This is a genomic window from Methylotenera sp. (assembly GCF_030684185.1).
GTDB lineage: Bacteria > Pseudomonadota > Gammaproteobacteria > Burkholderiales > Methylophilaceae > Methylotenera.
Genome location: NZ_JAUXOY010000010.1, coordinates 77943 through 94992 on the forward strand (window position 1 = coordinate 77943; position 17050 = coordinate 94992).

General features: G+C 43.2%; 16 protein-coding genes. 8 read left to right on the top strand and 8 right to left on the bottom strand.

Annotated features, from left to right (window positions below; translation table 11 throughout):
* Window position 1 precedes the first annotated feature (1 nt).
* Complete coding sequence (locus tag Q8J82_RS01795; protein WP_305327652.1) at window positions 2-1150, bottom strand: LysM peptidoglycan-binding domain-containing protein; 1149 nt, start codon at window positions 1148-1150, stop codon at window positions 2-4.
* 171 nt (window positions 1151-1321) lie between these two features.
* On the opposite strand from Q8J82_RS01795, the gene def reads away from it, so the two are divergent.
* The 7 genes from def to Q8J82_RS01830 all read left to right on the top strand — a co-directional run bounded on the left by def (window position 1322) and on the right by Q8J82_RS01830 (window position 9580).
* Window positions 1322-1822 (top strand): peptide deformylase, encoded by a 501-nt coding sequence (gene def / locus Q8J82_RS01800; protein ID WP_305327653.1) that lies wholly within the window; start codon window positions 1322-1324, stop codon window positions 1820-1822.
* Between the two features lie 18 nt (window positions 1823-1840).
* The gene (gene fmt, locus Q8J82_RS01805; protein ID WP_305327654.1) at window positions 1841-2764 is read left to right on the top strand and encodes a methionyl-tRNA formyltransferase; all 924 of its coding nucleotides are present in this window, start codon (window positions 1841-1843) and stop codon (window positions 2762-2764) included.
* Window positions 2765-2865: 101 nt separating this feature from the next.
* Complete coding sequence (gene htpX, locus Q8J82_RS01810) at window positions 2866-3729, top strand: zinc metalloprotease HtpX (RefSeq protein ID WP_305327655.1); 864 nt, start codon at window positions 2866-2868, stop codon at window positions 3727-3729.
* A 414-nt stretch (window positions 3730-4143) separates the two neighbouring features.
* Window positions 4144-5463, top strand: coding sequence for a 16S rRNA (cytosine(967)-C(5))-methyltransferase RsmB (gene rsmB / locus Q8J82_RS01815; protein WP_305327656.1), 1320 nt, complete (start codon window positions 4144-4146; stop codon window positions 5461-5463).
* Window positions 5441-6049, top strand: a complete 609-nt coding sequence (locus Q8J82_RS01820) for a DUF4390 domain-containing protein (protein WP_305327657.1) — start codon at window positions 5441-5443, stop codon at window positions 6047-6049. The genes rsmB and Q8J82_RS01820 overlap by 23 nt, the downstream gene beginning before the upstream one ends.
* Window positions 6050-6062: 13 nt before the next feature.
* Entirely contained in the window at window positions 6063-8252 is a 2190-nt protein-coding gene (locus Q8J82_RS01825) for an ATP-binding protein (protein ID WP_305327658.1), read from the top strand.
* A 5-nt stretch (window positions 8253-8257) separates the two neighbouring features.
* Entirely contained in the window at window positions 8258-9580 is a 1323-nt protein-coding gene (locus Q8J82_RS01830; protein WP_305327659.1) for a sigma-54 dependent transcriptional regulator, read from the top strand.
* Window positions 9581-9712: 132 nt separating this feature from the next.
* Here the strand turns inward: Q8J82_RS01830 and Q8J82_RS01835 are convergent, their stop codons facing one another.
* Both Q8J82_RS01835 and Q8J82_RS01840 read right to left on the bottom strand, forming a co-directional pair.
* Entirely contained in the window at window positions 9713-10285 is a 573-nt protein-coding gene (locus Q8J82_RS01835; protein ID WP_304908134.1) for a FlgO family outer membrane protein, read from the bottom strand.
* Complete coding sequence (locus Q8J82_RS01840; protein WP_304908133.1) at window positions 10282-10971, bottom strand: hypothetical protein; 690 nt, start codon at window positions 10969-10971, stop codon at window positions 10282-10284. Before Q8J82_RS01840 ends, Q8J82_RS01835 begins: the two co-directional genes overlap by 4 nt.
* A gap of 182 nt (window positions 10972-11153) precedes the next feature.
* Between Q8J82_RS01840 and Q8J82_RS01845 the strand changes: the two genes are divergently transcribed.
* A complete protein-coding gene (locus Q8J82_RS01845) occupies window positions 11154-11474 on the top strand; it encodes a helix-turn-helix domain-containing protein (protein WP_304908132.1) in 321 nt (106 codons plus the stop codon).
* A gap of 48 nt (window positions 11475-11522) precedes the next feature.
* Here the strand turns inward: Q8J82_RS01845 and xth are convergent, their stop codons facing one another.
* The 5 genes from xth to Q8J82_RS01870 form a co-directional block, all read right to left on the bottom strand.
* Window positions 11523-12287 (bottom strand): exodeoxyribonuclease III, encoded by a 765-nt coding sequence (gene xth, locus Q8J82_RS01850; RefSeq protein ID WP_305327660.1) that lies wholly within the window; start codon window positions 12285-12287, stop codon window positions 11523-11525.
* A 14-nt stretch (window positions 12288-12301) separates the two neighbouring features.
* The gene (locus Q8J82_RS01855) at window positions 12302-14386 is read right to left on the bottom strand and encodes a M3 family metallopeptidase (protein ID WP_305327661.1); all 2085 of its coding nucleotides are present in this window, start codon (window positions 14384-14386) and stop codon (window positions 12302-12304) included.
* A gap of 88 nt (window positions 14387-14474) precedes the next feature.
* Entirely contained in the window at window positions 14475-14846 is a 372-nt protein-coding gene (locus Q8J82_RS01860) for a DUF4870 domain-containing protein (RefSeq protein ID WP_305327662.1), read from the bottom strand.
* 31 nt (window positions 14847-14877) lie between these two features.
* On the bottom strand, window positions 14878-16653 hold the full coding sequence (ptsP, locus tag Q8J82_RS01865) for a phosphoenolpyruvate--protein phosphotransferase (protein WP_305327663.1): 1776 nt from the start codon (window positions 16651-16653) through the stop codon (window positions 14878-14880).
* 74 nt (window positions 16654-16727) lie between these two features.
* Window positions 16728-16997, bottom strand: coding sequence for an HPr family phosphocarrier protein (locus Q8J82_RS01870; RefSeq protein WP_305327664.1), 270 nt, complete (start codon window positions 16995-16997; stop codon window positions 16728-16730).
* Window positions 16998-17050: the final 53 nt, after the last annotated feature.

Below are 17050 nucleotides of genomic sequence, written 5' to 3' on the forward strand. Positions count from 1 at the left end.
ATCAGGGCGTATTTACAGAATCAAGTGTGTTAACCGGTTGAGATGCTTGCATAATCAAGGCATAGGACACGTTCTCAAATACACGGAATACCATCAACAAACCGATGCGTTCATCAGGCAGTTTTACCATACCTGATTCTAGTACAAGTTTACCATCTACACTTTCAGGCTTTTTCTTAAAGTTCACAATTTTTGAACCATCTGATGCCGTTTGAATGTCAAGATTAACTTCTTTAAGTTTTGTTGTTTTATCGGCCTCTGATTTTACATATTCAGGGTCTTTAATCACGCGGCCGTAACGGTTAATTGCCAGCACGTGGCCAACTTCTATGCCATCTGTGGCGCCACGGCTAATAGAAACGATACTTTGCGGGCCTGCTTCTGCTACACCGCCATAAATCTTTATAATGCGTCCTGATATTGGTGAGTCTGGCGCATGCGGCACAAAATTTGTAACGACAGTATCACCCGTTGGCACTAATCTGTCTTTAGTGAATATTTCCTCTTTTGCTTTGATAATATCAGCACTAGCTGGTTCTCCATATTTGGTGATTTTGGCATCACCCAAATAATTAGCCTCTACACCTAACACTTTTTTACTATCTGGGTCTATTAAAGTATCACCTGGACGATAGACATACCAATTGATTCCATCGCCTTCTTCTATATTATTTATGTAAACGCGGGTGCCTGGACTAAGCACAACCCGGTTATCTTGACCTGCAATAATTCTAGGTGATAATGCCAGCTGATCTTTTTCAATGATGAGAGGTTGGTTTAGAAACGGCGCGATGACATTAAGCTGAATCGTCGAAATGGCGGCCTTATCTAACGGCTCTTCTACCGCGCCTGGTTGTAAATTAACTGTTTCGCGCAACAAGCGTAATTGCGGGCTGCCGCTACTCATATCAAGGAACACAACATCGCCAGGATAGATTAAATGTGGATTTTTGATTTGCGCGCGGTTTAGCTTCCATACATTTGGCCATTGCCATGGATCTTTAAGAAACTTAGCTGAAATACCCCACAACGTATCACCTTTAATTACAACGTGCTTGTCAGGATGGTCGTTTTTAAGTGTTACTACTTGGGCATGAACATTGAAGCTTATGCAACAAAACATGAGCAGCGTTATAATATGGCGAAACATATATTGATGACCTCGGTCAAAAATGCATTATAAATATACGGTTAATATACGAACTTTAACCGCGAAATTACGTTAAATTTATCACGTAATTCATTAAACAATCAAGCTTTTATGGAAAAACAACCATTTTATTAGAGTCAATTTAGTTTTTAAGGATACAACAAGGCATTTATGGCAATTTTAGACATACTCAATTATCCAGACCCGCGCTTGCATAAAGTTGCGAAACCTGTGAAAGAAGTGGACGCAACGATTCGACGTTTAATCGATGATATGCGCGAAACCATGCACGACGCACCTGGCATAGGTTTGGCAGCGACTCAGGTTGATCAGCACATACAACTCCTTATCATTGATACCAGCGAAACTAAAGACCATTTGCAAGTGTTCATCAACCCAAAAATTATCGCTAGAAGTGGCGAGCAAGATTACGAAGAAGGTTGCCTATCCGTGCCTGGCATTTATGAAAACGTGACAAGAGCTGAAAAAGTAACGGTTGAAGCATTAGACTATCACGGCAAAACATTTACTTTAAAGGCTGAAGGTTTGCTGAGTGTATGTATTCAGCATGAAATGGACCATCTGTTAGGCAAAGTATTTGTCGAGTATTTATCGCCGCTCAAGCGGAATCGCATTAAAAATAAAATGCTTAAATTAAGCCGCCAAAAGTAATATATTAAGGATAGTCCATTGAAAATTATTTTTGCTGGTACGCCAGATTTCGCCGTTCCGGCTTTAACCGCGCTTATTGAGGCTGGTCATCAAATAGTCATGGTACTCACGCAGCCAGACCGTCCGGCGGGCCGTGGCATGAAGCTGAAAGCCAGTCCTGTGAAAGTGTTGGCTGAACAACATCATCTGAGTGTATACCAGCCGGAAACATTAAAAGACGCGGCTGTGCAGGCGCATATAGAAGCGATCAATGCCGATGTGATGATAGTCGCAGCTTACGGATTGATTATTCCAACAGTCGTACTTAATATGCCGCGTTTTGGTTGCTATAACATTCACGCCTCTTTATTACCGCGTTGGCGCGGTGCAGCGCCAATTCATCGTTCAATATTGGCAGGTGATGCGGAAACGGGCGTGACGATTATGGAAGTTGCACCAGCCTTGGATGCTGGTGCCATGATAAGCCGAGGTGAGGTGCGAATTGCCGAAAGCGACACTACGCAAACTTTGCATGATGCATTAAGTAACATCGGTGCGGAGTTGATGGTGCAGGCGATGGCTACATTAGAAGAACAAGGCACATTGCCAGCAAAACAGCAAGATGAAGCTTTGGTTACCTATGCACACAAATTAGATAAATCTGAAGCCGCGATTGATTGGCATAAAAGTGCGATAGAAGTCTCACGTCAGGTGCGGGCGTTTAATCCATTTCCAGTTGCGCAAGGTACGCTAAAACATGAAGTTTGCCGCATTTGGATGGCAACGGCAAAAGCAGGAAAAGCCAGAGCAGGTGAAATTGTGAGTGTGCATGATGGCGTCACAGTAGGCTGTGGTGAGGGATTGTTACATATTACAGAGCTGCAAGCACCAGGTGGTAAGCGACTGAGTGCGCAGGCCTTTGTGCAAGGACATAATCTGCAAATTGGAGACTTTTTTACTTAAAGTCTAGTTATACAAATCTTAGGGATTGCTATTAAGCTTGAATTTCTATCGTTTACCATCATCTTATACAAAGTTAGCATACGCTAAAAAAGGAGAATGCAATGTTAGGTAATTGGTTAAAAACGGCGATATTAATGGCGGCGATAGTCGCGTTGTTTGGAGCAGTGGGCGCAGCCCTTGGCGGACAAGGTGGCATGATGATGGCATTAGCGCTGGCGGCAGGTATGAACGTGTACGCCTATTGGTTTTCAGATAAAGCCGTGCTCAAAATGTATGGCGCGCAAGAGGTGACGCCAGATAACGTCCAGTTTCGCAATTACTACAACATGGTGAAAACACTTGCTGAAAATGCCCAGCTACCCATGCCAAAAGTCTATGTAATGGATGAAGCGCAACCAAATGCATTTGCCACCGGCCGTAACCCCGAGCATGCTGCCGTAGCGGCTACGACAGGTATTATGCAAGCATTAAGCGAGCGCGAGTTACGCGGGGTCATGGCGCATGAACTTGCACACATCAAGCATCGTGACACATTGATTTCGACAATTTCCGCCACCATTGCAGGTGCAATTTCATCGATAGGCACCTTCGGCATGTTGTTTGGTGGTGGCCGGAATGACGGCGGTGAGCGTAGCGTGAGCCCAGTGGTGGCAATGTTGATGATGTTTTTAGCACCCATGGCAGCATCGTTGATTCAAATGGCTATATCACGCTCGCGCGAGTTTGAGGCGGATAGAGTGGGGGCTGAAATAAGCAAAGATCCTAAAGCTTTGGCGAGTGCGCTTGGTAAGATTCACAATTACGCGCATCAAATTGCTAACCCGACGGCAGAGGCACACCCGGAAACGGGGCAGATGATGATTATTAATCCATTGTCAGGTGTTTCGTTCGACAGTTTGTTTAGTACGCATCCTAAGACTGAGGAACGGGTGGCGAGGTTGATGGCGATGGCGAGTAGTTATTAGTTGGTAAGTAAAGCACAGTAATTGATACCGAGAGTGTTCTTTTCCGCCAAATTATAGTTGCTTAAAACCAGCCCATATTTGCTGATAAAAGACATAGTGCCATTTGTAAGTGGTCGCTTTTATGCGACTGGCGAGTTGGCTTTTTGGCTAAACCAAAAATAAAGTAATTAAAGTAAACGACGCTCCATATCACTTATATCCTGTGCTGCTGTAAAAAGGTGAGCAGCACAGGAGCTCGGACTAGGTCTTCAAACATTCCTTGCATACGTCTTCCGGTTTTTTTGCGGCATCATGGCCGAGGTAGCAAGGGACGGGAAATCAAATGAAGTTTCACGATTTGATTAGCACAGATGTAGCGGTTATCAAGTAAAATCAACGCTTAATCAATAAGTTTGATCATCAGGAAAGTTTTCTTTGTATATATCTCAACAAATCGCTGCGAATGCTGTGAATCAAGTCTTATCAGGACGTAATCTAACATTAGCGCTGCCTGCAGCTTTAGCCATATTTCCTAATGCTACACCACAACAACGGGGTGCGGCGCAGGATTTAAGTTACGGTACATTGCGGTTTTATGGCGAGATTGACGCTTACCTCGTACAGCTATTAGAAAAGCCCTTAACAGATGATCGCATTAATGCCTTATTACTTGTGGCGATATATCAGCTATTGCATGATAAAGCTGATGTTTTTACTGTGGTAAACCAAGCTGTGCAAGCTGTGAGCCAGCTTAAAAAGCCTGCGACAAAAAGTTGGGCTAAAGGCTTGGTGAATGCAATTCTACGCAATTTTTTACGTCAAAAAGACCAGCTTGCAGCAAAGTTAAGCACTAGCGAAGTGGCGACTTACTCTTATCCGCAATGGTGGATTAATAAGCTTAAAATCCAATATCCAAGCCATTGGCAAGGCATATTGCAAACTGGTAATCAGCATCCGCCAATGACATTGCGGGTGAATACCCAAAAAGTCAGTATGCAGGATTATTTGCAATTACTGGCGCGACAAGATATAGAAGCTAAGCATATCGGTGCGCAGGCGCTTATTTTAACGAATCCTGTGCCTGTAGAAAAAATCCCTGGTTTTACTGACGGTATTGTTTCTGTGCAGGATTTTGGTGCGCAGCTGGCGGCATATTTATTAGCTGCCGAACCGGGCATGAATGTGCTGGATGCTTGCTGTGCACCTGGCGGTAAAACGGGGCACATTCTAGAGCTGGCTGATGTGGCATTAACTGCTTTAGATAGCGATGAAGTGCGTTTACAGCAAGTGCAAAGCAATTTGGACCGTTTAAAATTACAGGCGAATCTTTTAGTCGGTGATGCGTCAACTACCGATTGGTGGAATAACGCTAAGACTGCTCAGCAGTCCTATGACAGAATATTGGCCGATGTGCCATGCACCGCTTCAGGCATTGTGCGGCGCCATGTGGATATTAAATGGCTGCGCCGTGAGGCAGATGTGGCTTCTTTTACGCGACAGCAAGCTAAAATTTTGGCTAACTTATGGCAGATGTTGGCAAAGGGTGGTAAATTACTTTATGTAACATGTTCCGTTTTTAATGAAGAAAATCAAGGGCAAGTGGATAAATTCTTACAAAATAATGCCGATGCGACTCAGTTGCCATTTGAGTTACCAGCAAATTATTCATCAGCAGAAGTTACCCAGATTCATGGCCAGCTTGTCCCTTCAAATGCACATGACGGCTTTTTTTATGCATTGCTGCAAAAAAATTAAACAGGCTTTAATTAAACAACTTTCTGCATGTTTTGTGGCATGCGTATTGGCACTATTTGCTGCAACAGCCTTCGCTGGTAATAGCAGCTTGAATATCAAGAGTGCGGAATTGTTGGCGCTGGACGATGTTTATGTACTGAATGCAGATGTAGAAATGAAGTTTAGCGAAAAGATAGAAGAGGCTATTAGCAAAGGTTTTGAGCTCAATTTTTTAATTGAATTTCAGCTTGCCAAACCTAGAAAGTATTGGTTTGATGATGAAATTGTCACTGTCACTCACAATGTTGCATTGACCTATCATGCACTTTCCAGGCAGTTTTTGGTTATCCGTGGGGATCAGCAAAAAGCCTTTGTAAGATTAGACGAAGCCATGGATGATTTGTCTTATGTGAGTGGTCTAAAGGTATTTCATAGTGCTGAAATAGAAAAAGGCGAGTCCTATAAGGCCGCATTATTGATGCGGCTAAACACTAAAAAATTGCCAAAGGTATTGCAGGGTGATGCGATTGGCTCTGATGACTGGAAAATGAGCTCCCAGCGTTTTGAATGGGTGCCAAGTCTAGGAAAACCTGAATCAACTAAATGAAATACATCCTCAGATGAAGTATATCGTTCTAGTTAGCGCCGCATTAGGCGTATTCTTACTCTACTTATTATCAAACGCAAGTGCCAATACTGCTGCGTCTGGCGAATATTACACGCTATTAGTTACACTCAATATTGTATTAGCAACGTTTCTGATTGCTGTCATTGGTTTTCAAATCTGGCGTTTATATCGACAAATTCGTCATCGTGTAGTTGGAAGCCGTTTTACCCTTCGCCTGTTAGCAAGTTTTGCCATGATGGCGATTATTCCTGGCTTGATTGTGTACTTAGTCTCTGTGAATTTTTTAACGCGTTCTATTGAGTCTTGGTTTAACGTGAAAGTTGAAGCTGCACTCGAAGGAGGGCTTAATTTAGGCCGTACAGCCCTTGATATTATGCTGGCTGATGTGAAGGAAAAGGGCGAAAGCATGGCGACCAGTTTGGCTTTTCAGCCAGCTAATACGCATTCAATGCTAAATGATTTACGAGAAAAAAGTGGTATACAAGATGCCACTTTATTAACAGTGCAAGGCAGGATTTTAGAGGTATCGAGTAGTGACTCAGCGAGCTTTTTACCTGAGTTACCTAGCGTGGCCCAACTCAGGCAGGCGCGAAAACAAGTTTCTGCAAGTGTAGAACCTATAGGTAATAAAGGTTTGTATTTGCGTGTGTTAGTGCCAGTCAATGTGCAGGATTTAGCGGGTGAAACGCGAATTTTGCAACTGCTGCAACCAGTGCCTAAGCAGCTTGCCGCGACCGCCGAGGCGGTGCAGGATGTCTATCAAGATTATCAGCAACTATCATACAGCCGCACTTCATTAAGAGAAGTGTTTGCATTAACCTTGACCTTGGTCATGATGCTGGCAATGCTTGGTGCAGTTGCTGTGGCATTTGTGTTGAGCCGCAGGTTATCTGCACCTTTAACTGTGTTGGCGGAAGGCACCAAGGCGATTGCTAGCGGCGATTTCAGCACTATGTTACCTGCACACGGCAAAGATGAATTGGGCATATTGGTTCAGTCTTTTAATAGCATGACACAGCAGTTGGGCGATGCGACCAAGGCCGCAGAAAGTAACCGTGCACGTGTTGAGGCGGCGCGCGGTTATCTAGAGACCATACTTTCGCATTTGTCGTCAGGGGTCTTGGCGCTGAATAAACGTGGTGAGCTACGCACATATAATCAAGCAGCCAGTAATATTCTGGGCGTGAAATTGGGTGGTTTTGTGGGTTTAACGCTAGATAAAATATATGCAAAAAACGCGCGATTAGAAAGTTTTTTACTGACAATAGCAATGAATAGTCTGCCCCACCCAGAGCAGGCAGATGGACGTAAAGATGAAGTTCAAACTCAGGTTGAGTTATTAAGTGCACATGGCAAACAGATATTAACGGTCCGTGGCACGCGTTTGCCAGATGGCGGATATGTGGCAGTTTTTGACGATGCAACAATTATGATACAGGCCCAGCGCGATGCCGCTTGGGGTGAGGTAGCCAGACGCCTCGCCCATGAAATTAAAAACCCGCTCACCCCTATTCAGCTATCGGCAGAGCGAATGTCGCATAAGTTGCTAAAAAAATTAGACGTTGCTGATGCCGAAATGTTAAAACGCTCAACCGAGACTATCGTCAATCAGGTCGATGCGATGAAGAGAATGGTGAACGAATTTAGCGAATATGCCCGATCGCCTGCTCCGCAACTGCAAAGTTTAGACTTGAATAGCCTGATTAAAGAAGTGGTATCGTTTTATGATCAGCCTGCCACTAAAATTAAGCTGTCTTTAGAAAAGCAAGCTTGTCCAATTAAAGGTGATAGCACTATGCTGCGCCAAGTGATACATAACTTGCTACAAAATGCGCAAGATTCCCTTGTGGAAAAAGCTGATGCGGTAATTGAGGTTGCCACACAAATACAAAACGAGATGCTGGTGATTACAGTAGAAGATAACGGCGCAGGCTTTCCTGAGGAGATGATGTTACATGCCTTTGAACCTTACATGACGACTAAAACTCATGGTACAGGGCTTGGTTTGGCCATCGTTAAAAAAATTATTGAAGAACATAAAGGTGGTATTAAAATTGAGAATGTCCAAGGCCAAAGTGGAAAAGAATATGCCGAGAAGAAGGTAAGCACAGGGGCAATTGTGACCATTAATATTCCTTTATTAATTGAAGAAAATAGTACGACGACATCCAAAAGAAGATAAAAATAATGGCATCAAAACATATATTAGTAGTAGACGACGAAATCGGCATACGCGAGCTTCTGCGCGACATTTTGCAAGATGAAGGCTATCAGGTACAACTGGCCGAAAATGCAGCTGTAGCGCGTGCGGCGCGCCTGCATGAGCGGCCGGATATTGTACTGTTAGATATTTGGATGCCGGATTGCGACGGCATTACCCTGCTTAAAGAATGGGCGAATAGCAGTCTGCTGACCATGCCGGTCGTGATGATGTCTGGGCACGGTACAATTGATACTGCAGTTGAAGCCACACGTATCGGTGCGTTTGATTTCTTAGAAAAGCCTATCGCGCTACAGAAATTATTAAAGACCGTAAGCGCGGCATTAAAGCATAGTGAGCAGTTGCCAAAATCCGAGATGAATTTAACCAGTTTAGGTAAGAGTCCGATTGTGGTGGCTCTGAAAGATCGGCTGGACAAAATTGCGGTAGGCGTTAGCCCAAGCCCAGTGTTGTTGATTGGCCCTAAAGGTTGCGGTGCCGAGCTGTGCGCGCGCTATTTGCATGATTCTGGTAGCCCTTGGCTGCAATTGTCTGAATTTAGCCAGCTGGTCAATGCGCCTCTGGATATTTTAGAAACTATCCGAGGCGGTGTAGTTTACATTTCGGAGATTACTGAACTCAATAAAACCGAACAGAAGGGCCTGTTACTGCTGATTGCAAAATCAGATAAATATAATGTGCGCGTGGTATGTGGTACTAGTGAAAATCTGCCTAAACTACAAGCTGAGGCATTGTTCGATCATAATTTATTTCAAGCTTTATCTGCGGTTTCGTTACGTGTACCGGCGCTGGATGAGCACAAAGAGGATATCCCTGATCTGGCAGTATCGATTGCCAATTTGCAATTAGAGTTAGCCGGGCTGGAATATCGTGAATTTGATGTAGCGGCATTAAATGGCTTGCGTAATGCCAATTGGCCTGGCGATTTAGCACAGTTAGACGCGGCGGTTCGTAATTTGATACATACCAGCTTGGGTGAAAAAATCACCTTGGATGATGTAAAACGTGTGTTGCATCAATTTGATGATTCTAGCACGCGGGCTAAATCAGCTGAAAATAGAAAATCAAAACAAGTTCAAGTGGAAGAAGTGAGTTTAACCAGTCAAGTAGATATGCCTTTTTTAGATCAACCTTTACGCGAGGCACGTGATGATTTTGAGCGGCTTTATTTTGCCCACCACATGAAAGATGCCGTTAATAATATGAGTAAACTGGCTGAGATTGCAGGTTTAGAGCGTACTCATTTGTATCGTAAACTTAAACAGCTGGGTATTAAAATTAAAGGATGATTGAGATTTAAATTGATGGAAACTTCCATGGTCTTTGCTGGCTTAGGGCATGGAAGCCTTGTAAATAAAGGCTTCCATGCCAGCATTTTTCGCTCAATGGAGTTTGCCTGTGAATAATGCCTTACAGCTGAGCTACTTCTTTGTATTAATCAGCATCGCTTTTGTATCGGCATCTAAATTTAGCGAGTAATCGTAAGAGCCTAATAAAATATTATCATTACCTACAATTTTTAAGTTGATAAATACATTACTGTTAGCTACAGCGTAGGTGCCCACAACGACAGCTTGCGCTTTGTGGTTGGTGGTAATGTCTTTAATCTCACGAGACAGCAGTAACTCACCTTGATCTTGCTTAACAAACAAATTTCCACGTAGTTTGAGTTCTACCACTGAATAACCATGCTGCGATAGCCTTGCTTGCAGCTGCTCGGAAACAATGCGTCCTAGGCGCGATGACTCGGTAAGTGAGTCAATATTGACTAAAGTTGCCACCAAAATTGGCACTTGTTTCGGCATTTCACGACGTAGATTTGCAGATGCGCTTAACGCGTCAGCTGCTTGATAATTTGCGCGAATAAATTCATTTTGTTGAAAATTGATCTGCGGTGCGCTACTTGAGGCAGCAACGCTGTTTTGTGGAGCTGTTGCACATGCTGACAGCAATGCGATTGTGGTCATGGCAAGGGTTTGAATGATGCGTTTCATTGTACTACCCCCCAGTTTTTTGCAAAAACATTTGGTTGAAATAAGCTGGCCTCCGCCTGCTCAATATAATAGGCGTCCGTTTTGTGCATTTGGTATCGCCCGTTATCTGCAATTGATGTGCTAATGACCAGCTCAGTATTGGTGGGTTTGGTTAAGTTCTTGTCTTTTTCTAAAAATTTATAAATATCATACGCAGCTGCAATGCCTATGGTACCTGCAATCCACGCATCTCTTGAGGCATGTAATGCAGCATCTCTTAAAATCCATAGTCCCGCAACGCCAGCAGTGGTTGAACCAGGTACGTAAGATTGGTCTGCGGGGTTAAAGCCTGCTTTATGTTGTACAACTTGCACATCATATTTCACCTCAACAGCACCCTGTGGGCTATTAGCTACTGGAATGCCACGAGCGACTAAATTACTAATCATGTAATTGCTAAATGATTGTTCAAACACCGAGTTACCAGGTGCAACGTACAAGGCTCTTTGGTTCAAAAAATTATTTTTATCCAATGTTAGCTTGGTTTGTATCGCTACATCAACCGCAATTGCGCCCCAATGCTGCACTGCTATTGGCTTTTTTTGCGAGCTTACGGGATATTTTTCGGCTTGCGGCATCAATGGCGTGCTGGTAGCGCAACCCGCGCTACTTAAAGCAACGCTCAGTGCTAAAACATACATTCTCATGACGAGTAATCCTTTCTTGAATTAATCACTTTTAGTTAAAGTTTTTTATTATAAAAACTTGCTTACTAGTTGAAAATTATTAGTAATTTACAAATACTAAGCATTCCTTAGTATCGTGTCAAGTTAATAACTAAGAATATCTTAGCAATGAATCGTCATGCTATTATTTTCTTAAAGTGATATTGAGTTTGCATACTGTTGCCATCAGGTTGCGACAAGCGCGTGAGAGGGCGGGGCTATCTCAGAAAAAACTGGGTATATTGGCTGGAATTGATGAATTTTCAGCAAGTCCAAGAATTAACCAATACGAGCGCGGCAAGCATGTACCTGATGTTTACATGGTGGAGCGTTTGGCGCGTGTGCTTAGAATTCCCGCAATTTATATGTATTGCGAAAATGAAATCATGGCAGAGATTATTCTTGAATTTAATGATCTAAGCGAAGAGGCTCAAGTGAGTATTCTGCAATATGCGGTGGGTATGAGAGAAGACAAAGGTTCTTGATACTGCCTCTCGCAGTTAATTTGGTATGCAATGTGAGGAAATACAGACTTAAGCAAGCTCCAAGACCACGGGCGTGTGATCAGAAGGCCTTTCTAATTTGCGCGGCGTTTTGTCGATGCACGCAGAGGCGCAGGCTGATTTAAGTGCATCACTTACTAAGATATGGTCAATACGCATGCCAAAATTACGTCTGAAACCCATCATACGGTAATCCCACCAACTAAAGCTTTTGTCAGGTTGTTCAAATAACCTGAAACTATCGTGTAATCCTAACTGCAATAGTTTTTGAAACGCCTCACGTTCGGCTGGGCTAACTAATACTTGGCCTACCCAGGCGGCGGGGTCATGGCAATCACGGTCTTCAGGAGCGATATTGTAATCACCAAGTAACATGAGCTTAGGGTGGGCAGCTAATTCTGTTTTGAGCCAATCGTTTAAAGCATTTAGCCAGCGCATTTTGTAATGATATTTGTCAGAATCCACTGCTTGACCGTTAGGAATGTAGACGCAAATAATCCGCATGCCATTGATGGTGGCAGCAAGGACTCGTTGCTGATCATCATCGAAATTGGGAATGTTGCGCTGAATGTTGCTGATGGGATGGCGACTTAAAATAGCCACACCGTTATAAGTTTTTTGGCCAATATGGGTAGCCTCGTAGCCAACTTCTTTTAGTGCCTCATACGGAAATTTACTGTCTTCTTGTTTGGTTTCTTGCAAACATAGCACGTCAGGCTGATTGGCATCCAGCCAATCAAGCATGTGCGGCAGTCTGACGTTCAGTGAGTTGACATTCCAGGTAGCAAGTTTCATCGTGGTAGAGATAATTAGTTCATGCCATTATGGCGGAGCAACGCATCAATGCTTGGTTCGCGGCCACGAAATGCAGTGAAAGATTCCATCGCGGTGCGAGAGCCGCCCTGTGACAAAATTTCTTGCCAATAGCGTTTGCCAGTTTCGGCTGACATTACACCGTCTTCTTCAAACATACTGTAGGCATCGGCAGATAATACTTCTGCCCATTTGTAGCTATAGTAGCCTGCAGAGTATCCGCCTGAGAAAATATGTGTGAAGTTATTCGGGAAGCGATTCCATTTTGGTGGGCGTACTACTGCGACTTCATCACGTACGGTTTCGATTAAATCTAGCGCTGATGACTGACCATTCGGGTCAAATTCACTGTGTAAGAGTATATCAAACAATGAGAATTCAATTTGACGCATGGTTTGCATGCCGGCAGAGAAGTTTTTAGCGGCTACCATTTTGTCAAATAAAGCGCGCGGCAATTGCTCACCTGTGTCTACATGGGCTGTCATATTCCGCAGTACTTCCCATTCCCAACAAAAATTTTCCATAAACTGGCTGGGTAGTTCTACTGCATCCCATTCCACACCTTTAATGCCAGATACACCATAATCATCTACTTGCGTCAGCATGTGGTGTAAGCCATGGCCAAATTCGTGGAACATGGTGAGTACTTCATCGTGTGTAAATAACGCCGGTTTTTCACCGACAGGCGCTGAGAAGTTGCAAGTTAAAAAGGCCACAGGCGTAGTCACTTTACCATCTACTTTACGACGTGTAATGGCTTCATCCATCCAAGCGCCGCCACGTTTATTGTTACGTGCATATAAGTCTAGGTAAAATTGACCAATTAAGTTGCCCGCGTGGTCATTGATGTCATAAAAGCTGGCATCTTCGTGCCATACTGAAGCTTGAGATTTATTTACATGTACGCCAAAAATGGTCTCAACCACTTTGAAGAGACCTGTCAGCACGTTAGTTTCAGGGAAATATTGTTTCACTTCAAGGTCAGAAAACGCATATTTTTCTTCACGCAGTTTTTCAGAAGCATAGGCAACGTCCCAAGCCTGCATATCGGTAATGCCCAGTTTAGCTGCATACTGTTCAAGCTCTTGCTTGTCTTTTAACGCATAAGGTTTGGCTTTTTCAGCCAAGTCATATAAAAAATCTTTCACATGTTTTACTGATTCAGCCATTTTGGTAGCGACTGAAAGTTCAGCGTAGTTAGCAAAACCGAGCAGATTTGCAGCTTCAAGTTTCAATTTTAGTATTTGTGAAATAAGCGGCGTGTTATCCCATTCTGCCTTACCAAACTCTGAAGCGCGTGTTGCATAGGCGCGGTAAAGGGTTTCGCGCAGGTTGCGATTTTGAGCATATTGCAAAACAGGCAGATAAGAAGGGAAGTGTAAAGTAAATTTCCAGCTTGGCTTATTATTTTTGTTACCAGCTCGCGCTGCTAATTCGTCCAGTTTTGCAGCCTCGCTGGCGGCTTGCAGCACATCTTCAGGAATGCCAGCTAAAGCACTTGCATCATCCACGTAAAGGGCATAATCATTGGTGTTATCTAATACATTCTCCTCAAATTTGGATGAAAGTTTTGATAATTCTTCCTGAATGGCTTTGAAGCGACTCTTTTGCTCGGTAGGTAATTCAGCTCCGCCCAAACGGAAATCACGCAGCTCGTTTTCTACAATCTTCTTTTGTGATGCGGTGAATGTGTTAAATTCAGGGCTAGCACGCAAGGTGCGGAACTTAGCATAAAGCCGTTCATCTTGACCTAAGTCAGCATAAAAATCAGTCAGTTTAGATAAATTTTCGTTATAAGCTTCACGTAATTCCGGGCTATTCACCACGCCATTCATATGACCCACTTGAGACCATGCGCGAGATAATTTTTCTTCCATATCTTCAAGTTTGGCAGCAAAGTTATCCCAAGTGACTTCGCCATTACTTTGACTGTCACTTTGTGCAAGTGCTTCAATGGTCGCTCTTGCTTCCGCCAGTAAACAGTCAATGGCGGGTGATACATGCTCAGCCTTGATTTCTTCAAATTTTGGTAGGCCAGAAAAATGTAAAAGTGGGTTGTTTTGTAATGATTGACTGGTCAAAGTGTAAAATCTTTCCTGATATTTTAACGTAACCTTTTAACAAGTTACTTGTAAGCTGATTAACTGGTAAATTGATAAAACTTGCCTTCTAATTTATCAAACGTAAGGTAAACGGGTAACGGTAGGTTTCGCCCTTGCTGGTAGAGATAGCGGCGATAATGGATAAAACAATATTGAATACCCAAATAATCAACATGAACACAAAGCCTATTAAAATCCAGGCTAAAACCCATGATATAAAATAAGCAAGTAGTACGGTGATTTGAAAGTTCAGTGCTTCTTTAGCTTGCTCTGAAATATATTCGCTGTCATCTTTTTTCAAAATCCAAACGATTAACGCGGGAACAAACGAAAACACCGTGCCCCCAAGATGCGTAATGGTGGCGATATTTTTATCATCGTTACTGGGAGTGGCGTTATTTGGCTCAGTAATTACTTCGGTGTTTGTTTCGGTAGACATTGAAGTCCTTTCGATAGTAGGTGTGCATTGATTATGGTCTTGGATGCATTCTTAAATCAGCAATTCGATTCAATTTGGCGACAAGAGGTTCAATTTTTTCTATGTCAGTCAGATTTAGAATTTTGCGGGAGTTAGCACTAAGCGCACTCAGTTGGCTGTGCAGTATCTGTTGTTTTACACTGAGTATATGTGATGGATGCATGGAAAGTTGACGCAGCCCCATACCAATTAACAGCTTGGTGAGTTTGGCATCTCCAGCCATCTCGCCACACACAGAAACTGACTTACCCAACTTTTCACCTGCTTTGATGGTCATCGAGATTAATTTTAATACCGATGGATGCAGTGGGTTATAAAGATGCGCCACGGCATCATCAGTGCGATCTATCGCTAAGGTATATTGGATCAGATCGTTAGTGCCGATGGACAAGAAGTCTAACTCATTCGCAAATGCTTCCGCGTTAATAGCGGCCGCTGGAATTTCTATCATTCCGCCTAATGCAATGTTTTCATTAAATAAAACCCCCTGCTTACGCAGGCTCAATTTAGCGCGCTCTAGTAGCAGCTTGGTTTGCCGCAGCTCAGACAGCGTTGATAGCATAGGCACCAATATTTTAATATTACCAAAATGCGATGCACGTAATAGTGCGCGTAATTGGGTATGGAAAATCTGTGGTTCAGATAAGCAATAACGAATCGCACGTAAACCTAGTGCTGGGTTGGCACACGTTACCACAGTATCAGGATTCATTTGTTTATCGGCACCTAAATCCAGAGTGCGAATAATGACAACATCACCTTTCATGGCCTCAGCTACTTTTTTGTAGGCAATAAACTGCTCTTCTTCATCTGGCATTTCACGCCGATTCATGAACAAAAACTCGGTGCGATATAGCCCAATACCTGTGGCACCCGCTGCTTTGACGGCGGTCACGTCATCCGGCACTTCAATGTTGGCAAATAAATCAATATTAATACCATCTAAAGTAACGGCTTTGGTTGATTTGATGCGCTGTAGCTTTTGTTGCTCAAGTTCCCATTGCTCCTGACGCAGCCTGTACTCAGTCAAGATGTTTTTGTCGGGGTTAACAATTACCACCCCTTGCTTACCATCTACAATAATGAGCTCGCCGTCGCGAATTAAATCACGGGCTTTTTGCAATGCAACAATTGAAGGTATATTAAGGCTGCGCGCAAGAATTGCGGTATGAGACGTTATGCCTCCTACATCGGTAATAAATGCGGCAAATTCATGCTGTTTAAATTGAATGGCATCGGCGGGTGAAATATCGTGTGCAACTAAAATGAGTTTGTGTTCTTCACTCAGTGCACTCAACTGTTGTTCTGTGGCCAATTGGCTAGGGTGACCAAGCAGCACTTTAATGACGCGCTCGACAACTTGAATGACATCTTGTTTGCGCTCTCGTAGATAGTTGTCTTCAATTTGTTCAAATTGCTCAACGATTTCATCCATTTGCAATTTAATTGCCCACTCGGCATTGCATTTTTCATTTTGGATGATTTTTTTAGGCGCTTCAGATAATGATTTGTCTGACAGCATCATTAAATGTGTACCAATAAAGGCACTTAATTCGGCGGGTGCATTTTTACGCAAACTGCTGTTAATTTTCTCTAAATCATACTTAACGGTAGCTATCGCATCGCTAAAACGCTTGATTTCATCATCTATTAAATGCATTGGAAGCTGATAATGAACAACTTCTAGAAGTGCATTAGAGATTAAGTGTGCTTGCCCAATGGCAATGCCACTAGAGACGCCTACGCCATGGATGCTAAAGCTAGTCACTATAGTTCTTCTCCGTGAGAAATCACTTTAAATTTACTCCGCGAGAAATCACTCGTAATTTTCCCCATGAAAAATTATTCGCCTTCGCCAAAATAGTCCGCAATTAATGCAGTCAGGGCATCAATTGCAGCTTGTTCATCTGTGCCATTGGCATCTAGTGTGATAAACGAGCCTTTAGCAGCAGCCAGCATCATTACACCCATAATGCTCTTTGCGTTTACTCTGCGGCCATTTCGGGTTATCCACACTTCGCTGGCAAACTTACTGGCAGTTTGGGTTAGTTTAGTTGAGGCGCGGGCATGCAACCCTAATTTATTGATAATTTCCACTTCGGTACTAATCATGCTATATAAGCCCGGTTGTATTTTTGAAAGTCATATTTTTTAATATTAAGCAC

Excerpts from the sequence above, each read along its gene's own strand:
- Q8J82_RS01860 (WP_305327662.1), bottom strand. The coding sequence starts at position 14,846 with ATGTCTACCGAAACAAACACCGAAGTAATTACTGAGCCAAATAACGCC.
- Q8J82_RS01820 (WP_305327657.1), top strand. The coding sequence starts at position 5,441 with ATGCATTGCTGCAAAAAAATTAAACAGGCTTTAATTAAACAACTTTCT.
- Q8J82_RS01795 (WP_305327652.1), bottom strand. The coding sequence starts at position 1,150 with ATGTTTCGCCATATTATAACGCTGCTCATGTTTTGTTGCATAAGCTTC.
- def (WP_305327653.1), top strand. The coding sequence starts at position 1,322 with ATGGCAATTTTAGACATACTCAATTATCCAGACCCGCGCTTGCATAAA.
- Q8J82_RS01835 (WP_304908134.1), bottom strand. The coding sequence starts at position 10,285 with ATGAAACGCATCATTCAAACCCTTGCCATGACCACAATCGCATTGCTG.
- Q8J82_RS01870 (WP_305327664.1), bottom strand. The coding sequence starts at position 16,997 with ATGATTAGTACCGAAGTGGAAATTATCAATAAATTAGGGTTGCATGCC.
- Q8J82_RS01825 (WP_305327658.1), top strand. The coding sequence starts at position 6,063 with ATGAAGTATATCGTTCTAGTTAGCGCCGCATTAGGCGTATTCTTACTC.
- Q8J82_RS01840 (WP_304908133.1), bottom strand. The coding sequence starts at position 10,971 with ATGAGAATGTATGTTTTAGCACTGAGCGTTGCTTTAAGTAGCGCGGGT.
- htpX (WP_305327655.1), top strand. The coding sequence starts at position 2,866 with ATGTTAGGTAATTGGTTAAAAACGGCGATATTAATGGCGGCGATAGTC.
- Q8J82_RS01830 (WP_305327659.1), top strand. The coding sequence starts at position 8,258 with ATGGCATCAAAACATATATTAGTAGTAGACGACGAAATCGGCATACGC.
- xth (WP_305327660.1), bottom strand. The coding sequence starts at position 12,287 with ATGAAACTTGCTACCTGGAATGTCAACTCACTGAACGTCAGACTGCCG.